General features: G+C 67.1%; 6 protein-coding genes. All 6 read right to left on the reverse strand.

All coding sequences use genetic code 11. From position 1 onward, the window contains the following. Positions 1-60 precede the first annotated feature (60 nt). From mnhG to ACO6D5_RS16085, 6 genes are read right to left on the reverse strand one after another with little or no spacing between them, the layout of a single operon-like run. A complete protein-coding gene (gene mnhG, locus ACO6D5_RS16060; RefSeq protein ID WP_485825917.1) occupies positions 61-402 on the reverse strand; it encodes a monovalent cation/H(+) antiporter subunit G in 342 nt (113 codons plus the stop codon). After that, positions 399-680, reverse strand: coding sequence for a K+/H+ antiporter subunit F (locus tag ACO6D5_RS16065; RefSeq protein ID WP_006222313.1), 282 nt, complete (start codon positions 678-680; stop codon positions 399-401). The genes mnhG and ACO6D5_RS16065 overlap by 4 nt, the downstream gene beginning before the upstream one ends. Before the next feature lie 2 nt (positions 681-682). Beyond that, entirely contained in the window at positions 683-1,165 is a 483-nt protein-coding gene (locus tag ACO6D5_RS16070; protein WP_485825918.1) for a Na+/H+ antiporter subunit E, read from the reverse strand. Continuing rightward, a complete protein-coding gene (locus ACO6D5_RS16075; protein WP_088587267.1) occupies positions 1,165-2,796 on the reverse strand; it encodes a monovalent cation/H+ antiporter subunit D in 1,632 nt (543 codons plus the stop codon). The genes ACO6D5_RS16070 and ACO6D5_RS16075 overlap by 1 nt, the downstream gene beginning before the upstream one ends. Next, on the reverse strand, positions 2,793-3,137 hold the full coding sequence (locus ACO6D5_RS16080; RefSeq protein ID WP_006227452.1) for a Na+/H+ antiporter subunit C: 345 nt from the start codon (positions 3,135-3,137) through the stop codon (positions 2,793-2,795). Before ACO6D5_RS16080 ends, ACO6D5_RS16075 begins: the two co-directional genes overlap by 4 nt. Beyond that, the gene (locus ACO6D5_RS16085; RefSeq protein ID WP_315846913.1) at positions 3,137-6,052 is read right to left on the reverse strand and encodes a monovalent cation/H+ antiporter subunit A; all 2,916 of its coding nucleotides are present in this window, start codon (positions 6,050-6,052) and stop codon (positions 3,137-3,139) included. Before ACO6D5_RS16085 ends, ACO6D5_RS16080 begins: the two co-directional genes overlap by 1 nt. Positions 6,053-6,353 lie beyond the last annotated feature (301 nt).

Raw genomic sequence — 6,353 nt, forward strand, 5'->3', positions numbered from 1 at the left:
GTTTGCCGCGGTGCAGCAAGGCATGTCGCGTTCACATGCGGTGGCGCTTGTTACCGGCGTTTAGCGGGCATCCAGGTCGGCATCGGCTTTGGTCAGCCGGTTGCGGTACGTCGCCGCGCGCATCAGCAGCATGGCGGTGACGGGCGACGACACGACCAGCAGCAGCGTGATGATCACTTCGTGGAACACGGGGCGCGCCGACAAGGCCGAAAACACCAGGATGGACGCGGCCAGCACGCAGCCGCAGCCCAGGGTGTTGCCCAGCGTGGGCGCGTGGATGCGCGCGTAGAAGGTGCGAAAGCGCAGCAGGCCGGCCGAGCCGGTCAGCGCCAGCAGGCCGCCCAGCACCAGCAGGATGCAGGCCGGGATGCCGGCCCACAGGGGGATGGGGGTTTCGATCATGGCTCGATCACCTCGCCGCGCAGCAGGAAGCGCGCCATCGCGGTGGATCCCACGAACCCGAACAGCGCGATAAGCAACGCGATATCGAAGTACAAGGACGCCCCCGACCGGATGCCGAAAACGAGCATGGTGAGCATGCCGTTGATGTACAGCGTGTCCAGCGCCAGGACGCGGTCCTGCGCCGTGGGGCCGCGCAGCAGGCGGATGGCGGCAAACACCATGCCCAGCGCAAAGCACACCAGGGCAAAGGACGCCGCCCAATACAGTGCGGTGTTCATAGTCATTCAAACATCTCCATCAACGGGCGCTCATAGCGCTCCTGCACCAGCTTGATCCAGTCGTCTTCGTTCTGGAGGTCGAGCACGTGCAGCTTCAGGCTGTGATCGGGCGTCAGGTCCACCCAGACCGTGCCCGGGGTGTAGGTGACGATGCAGGCCAGCATGGCCAGGCCGTGCGGATCGCGCATGGTCAGCGGAATCATGATGAATCCGGGCGAAAAATCGTTGCGCCGCGGATTCAGGATCAGCTTGCCCACGGCGATGTTGGACTTGATGATGTCTGCCGTGACGTGCAGGAACAGCGGCACGGCCTTCCACAGGCGGCGCGGCCGCGCGTGCAGCGGACGCAGCCGCGACGCCGCCCACGTGAACCACAGCGCCAGCGCCGCCCCCAGGGCGATCTGCCCCGCGGACAGGCTTTCGTTCAACACCAGCCACAGGACGAACAGGAAAACGGGCAGAAAAAGGAAGTACAGGCGGCGCATCAGCTTCCTCCCTTGACGCCGCGCACGGTCTGCGCGGACATGACGGCGTCGATATAGGACTTGGGCTGATCCAGCGAGCGCGCGGCCTCGTCCAGATAGGCCGACACCGGCCCCGCCCCTGCCGCCAGGCCGACGCACAGCAACAGCAGCACGGCCACCGGCCCCGCTTCGATCACGCGCAGGCGCGGCGTGCTGCGGTCGTCGCTGGCCCAGAACACGCGGATGCCGGTGCGGCCCAGGCCCACCAGGCCAGCCAGGCCCGATACCAGCACGGCGGCCACCAGGATCCAAGCGTCAAATGGCGGCGCGGATTCGGTGGCGGCCGACACCGCCGCCGACAGCAGCGAAAACTTGGCCACGAAGCCCGACAAGGGCGGCAGCCCCGTCACCAGCAGCGCGCAGCAGATGAACGCCAGACCCAGGAAAGCCATCGCGGCGGGGATCGCCACGCCGACCACGTCGTCGGAACGGTTCACCGATGCGGGGTCGTCCAGGTCGAAGGCGTCCAGTGTCACTGCCAACACGTTGGCGCCGAAGCTGCGCGTGCGCTCGATCAGTTCAGCCAGCATGAAGAACGCGCCCGTGGTCAGTACCGAGCTGATCAGGTAGAACAGCGCGGGGCCGGTCAGGGTGACGCCGGGCATGCCCAGCGCCGTCAGCAGCGTGCCGGCCGACACGATGACGCAATAGCCCACCATCTTCTCGAGCTGCTGGGTCGCCAGGAGGCCCAGGGCGCCGAACAGCAGCGTGGCCAGACCCGCCGCGAACATCCAGTCCAGGCTGAAGGCCGCCGGCGCGCCGGAGGGCAGCAGCAGCGAGCCGATGCGCAACAGCGCGTAGATGCCGACCTTGGTCATGATCGAGAACATGGCGGCGATCGGCGCACCGGCCGAGCCATAGCCCTTGACCAGCCAGAAGTTCAGCGGCCAGGCGCCCGCCTTCACCAGGAAGGCCACCCCCAGGATGGCGGCCCCGGCCTCGAACAGCATGCGTTCGGCCCCCGTCAGGTTGCCGGCGCGCAGGGCCAGGTCCGCCATGTTCAGCGTGCCGGTCACGCCATAGATCAGCGCGATGCTGATCAGCAGCAGGAACGAGGCCACCAGGTTCACGGCAATGTATTGCAGGCCCGCGCTCACCCGCGCCACCCCCGACCCGTGCAGCAGCAGGCCATAGGACGCCGCCAGCAGCACTTCGAAGAAGACGAACAGGTTGAAAAGGTCGCCCGTCAGGAAGGCGCCGTTCAAGCCCATCAGCAGGAACTGGAACAGCGAATGAAAATGCACGCCGGCGCGGTCCCAGCGGGCCAGCGCATAGATCAGCGTGGCCAGGCCCAGCACGGCAGTCAGCGTCAGCATGACGGCGGCCAGGCGGTCCACCACCAGCACGATGCCGAACGGCGCGGGCCAGTCGCCCACCAGGTAGACGCCTACGCCATCGGGCCAGACGCCGGGCACGCCACCGCCGGCCACGGCCAGAAGCGCAATCGCCGCGGCCAGCTGGGCCAGGGTGGCGACAACCGAGATCGCGCCCCGCGTGTAGCGGCTGGTATCGGCCAGCAAGAGCATCGCCGCGCCTGCAAGCAGCGGCGTGATGATGGGCAGTACAGGAAGGTGTTGCAGCCAGAAACTCAAGATTGGGACTCCCGTCCATCAACGTGGTCGGTACCCGTGAGGCCGCGCGAGGCCAGCAACACAACCAGGAACAGCGCCGTGGTGGCGAAACCGATCACGATGGCCGTCAGCACCAGCGCCTGCGGCAGCGGGTCGGCGTACCAGGAAGGGTCATGCGCCATGGCCGGGTCCACCACCGGCGGCCGGCCGGACGTGAGGCGGCCCATGCCGAAGATGAAGAGGTTCACCGCATACGACACCAGCGACAGCCCCATGATGAACTGGAAGGTCCGCGGCCGCAGCAGCAGCCAGACCCCCGAGCCCGCCAACACGCCGATCGCGACGGCATAGATCAATTCCATCAGGCTTCCCCTGTTTGTGTGGCGGCCGCCTGGATGTCGGCGGCGGCCTTGCGTTGCGCGCGCAGCGATTGGTGGGCCAGCGCCACCAATACCAGCACGGTGGAGCCCACGACCAGCATGTACACGCCCAGGTCGAACAGCAGCACGCTGGACAGGTGCACGTGGCCGATGAGCGGCAGCGCGACGTCCCAGGCCAGCGCGGCCAGGAACGGCTTGTAGGCCAGCCACGCGGTCACCGCCGCGATGCCGGCGGCCAGCAGGCCGATCCCGATCCAGTTCTGCGGGTTGAGCCGGCTGCGCGACTCGACCCAGTACACGCCGCCCACCATGTATTGCAGGATGACGGCGGTGGCGAAGATCAGTCCGCCGACAAAGCCGCCGCCCGGCTGGTTGTGGCCGCGCAGCAGGAAGTACACCGAAATCAGCGCGGCGGTGGGCAGCAACAGGCGCACCAGCACCGTCGGCACCATCATCGAGCCTTCGGGCACCAGCGACTTGATGTCGGGCGCCGCCGGCACCCCGCCGTCCTGTTCCTTCTGCTGGCGCGGCAGGTCGGCGCTTTCAGCGGCCGGACGGAAACGGCGCAGCAAGGCGTAGACCGTCAGCGCCACGATGCCCAGCACCGTGATTTCGCCGAAGGTGTCGAAGCCGCGGAAATCCACCAGGATCACGTTCACCACGTTGGTGCCCCCGCCGTCGGGCAGCGCGCGATCCACGAAATAGGAAGAAATCGTCTCGCCTTGCGGACGCACCAGCACCGCATAGGCCAGCGCCGCCATGCCGGTACCGGCGGCCGTGGCCATCAGCAGGTCGCGGAAACGGCGGCCCCGGGCGCGCAGCGTCGCCTTGAGCGTTTCCTCGTCGTCCTTCTCGATCCGGCGGGGCAGCCAGCGCAAGCCCAGAAGCAGCAGCACCACGGTGACCACTTCGACGGACAGCTGGGTCAGCGCCAGGTCGGGCGCGGAAAACCACACGAAGGTCAGGCAGGTGATCAGGCCCGCGCCGCCGGCCAGCGCCAGCGATGCCAGGCGGTGGTATTTGGCCTGATAGGCCGCGCCCAGCGCGCAAGCCCCGCCCACCAGCCACAGCAGCGCGAAAGCGGGATCAATGGGCGTCATGCGGCCCGTGCCTTCCAGCCATCCGCCCCCGCGCAACGGCAGCCAGGCCACGAACAAGGTGCCCAGCACGATCAGCAGCATCTGCACCTGCAGTCGCGACGACGCCACCCAGCGCAGCAGCCAGGCAGCCGCCACGCTGGAGCCGTCAAGCAGCGATTCGAAGGTGCGGCGGCCGTCCAGGCGGTAGATGAACGGCACGCGTCCCGGGTTGGCGCGCTGATGCGCGCGCAACGCCAGGTACAGGAGCACCCCGGACGCCGTGGCGACCAGGCTCATCACCAGCGGCAGGTTCAGGCCGTGCCAGACAGCCAGGCTGTATTCGGGCATGTTCTCGCCCAGGATGCTTTGCGCCGCCGTCGCCAGGAACGGGCCGACCGTCAGGGCGGGCAACACGCCGACCAGCAGGCACATGAACACCAGCAAGGCGCTGGGAAACAGCATCCAGCGCGGCGGCTCATGCGGCGCGCGCGGCAGGTCGGTGGCCGGGGGGCCGAAGAACACCTGCAGGATGAAGCGCAGCGAATAGGCCACGCTGAATGCCCCCGCGATGGTGGCCATCAGCGGCAAGCCGATCTGGGTGAAGCTGTCGCCGCTGATGAAGGTGGTCTCGGCGAAGAACATTTCCTTGGACAGGAAGCCGTTGAGCAGCGGCACGCCGGCCATCGAGGCCGCCGCCACCATCGCCAGGGTAGCGGTGATGGGCATGGCCTTGTACAGGCCGGACAGGCGGCTCAGGTCGCGCGTGCCGGTCTCGTGGTCCACGACCCCGGCGGCCATGAACAGCGACGCCTTGAAGGTGGCGTGGTTGATCATGTGGAAGATGGCGGCCACCAGCGCGAGCTCGCTGTTGAGACCCAATAGCAGCGTGATCAGGCCCAGATGGCTGATGGTGGAATACGCCAGCACGCCCTTCATGTCCTGCTGGAAGATGGCGGCATACGCCCCCAATACCAGCGTGATCAGCCCTGCCCCGCCGATGATCCAGAACCATTCGTCGGTACCGGACAGCACCGGCCAGAAGCGGGCCAGCAGGAACACGCCGGCCTTCACCATGGTGGCCGAGTGCAGGTAGGCGGACACCGGCGTGGGCGCCGCCATGGCATTGGGCAGCCAGAAATGGAACGGGAATTGCGCGCTCTTGGTCAATGCGCCAAGCGCCACCAGCACCAGCACGGCCGGATACCAGGGGTCGGCGCGCACCAGGTCGCCGGAGGCCAGCACGCGGTCCATGTCGTAGCTGCCGACGATGTGGCCCAGGATCAGCACGCCCGCCAGCAGGCAGAGCCCGCCCGCGCCCGTCACCGTCAGCGCCATGCGCGCGCCGCGCCGGGCGTCCAGGCGGTGGTGCCAATAGGCGATCAGCATGAACGACGCCAGGCTGGTCATTTCCCAGAACATCACCAGCTGGATCAGGTTGCCGGACAGCACCACGCCCAGCATGGCGGCCATGAAGGCCTGGAAAAACGAGAAGAAGCGCGGGACCGGGTCTTCCGGCGACATGTAATAGCGCGCGTACAGCACGACCAGCGCGCCCATGCCCGAGACGATCAGCGCGAACAGCCACGCGTAGCCGTCCATGCGCAGGGTGAACTGCAGGCCCAGGGCGGGCGCCCAGGGCATGTCGAACCGGACCACGCCGCCGTTGGCGACTTCCGGGTATAGGCTGGCAATCAGAACCACACAGGCCAGGGCGATCAAGCCGGCCAACCACGCCTCGGCATTACGGGCGTTCGAAGGCAGCAGCGCGGCGCACAGGCTGCCGGCAAACGGCAGAGCGAGGATCAGGATCAGCGACATGGCGTTCCGAGAATGTCCGGGCCCCCTCCCGCCGGCACGTGGCAGCGAGAGACGAAACAGACCGGGGATTGAAAAACGGACGGAACCCTGGCCCGGTGCGTCGCTGCACTACACGTTGCCCCGCGGGGACATCAACCAACGCCCCATTGAACGGCGCAGACAGAAACAAACGCAATAGCTTTCTTGCAAGACCGGCCAAGAATCTCATCCGAAAAATATCAGATTCTTGTAAGTTATGCAGAGATTTATGCGTGAACCCGGCTAATGACAGCACGATGACTGCGCAATGATTGCGCAATGA

The organism is Achromobacter sp. (assembly GCF_057314935.1).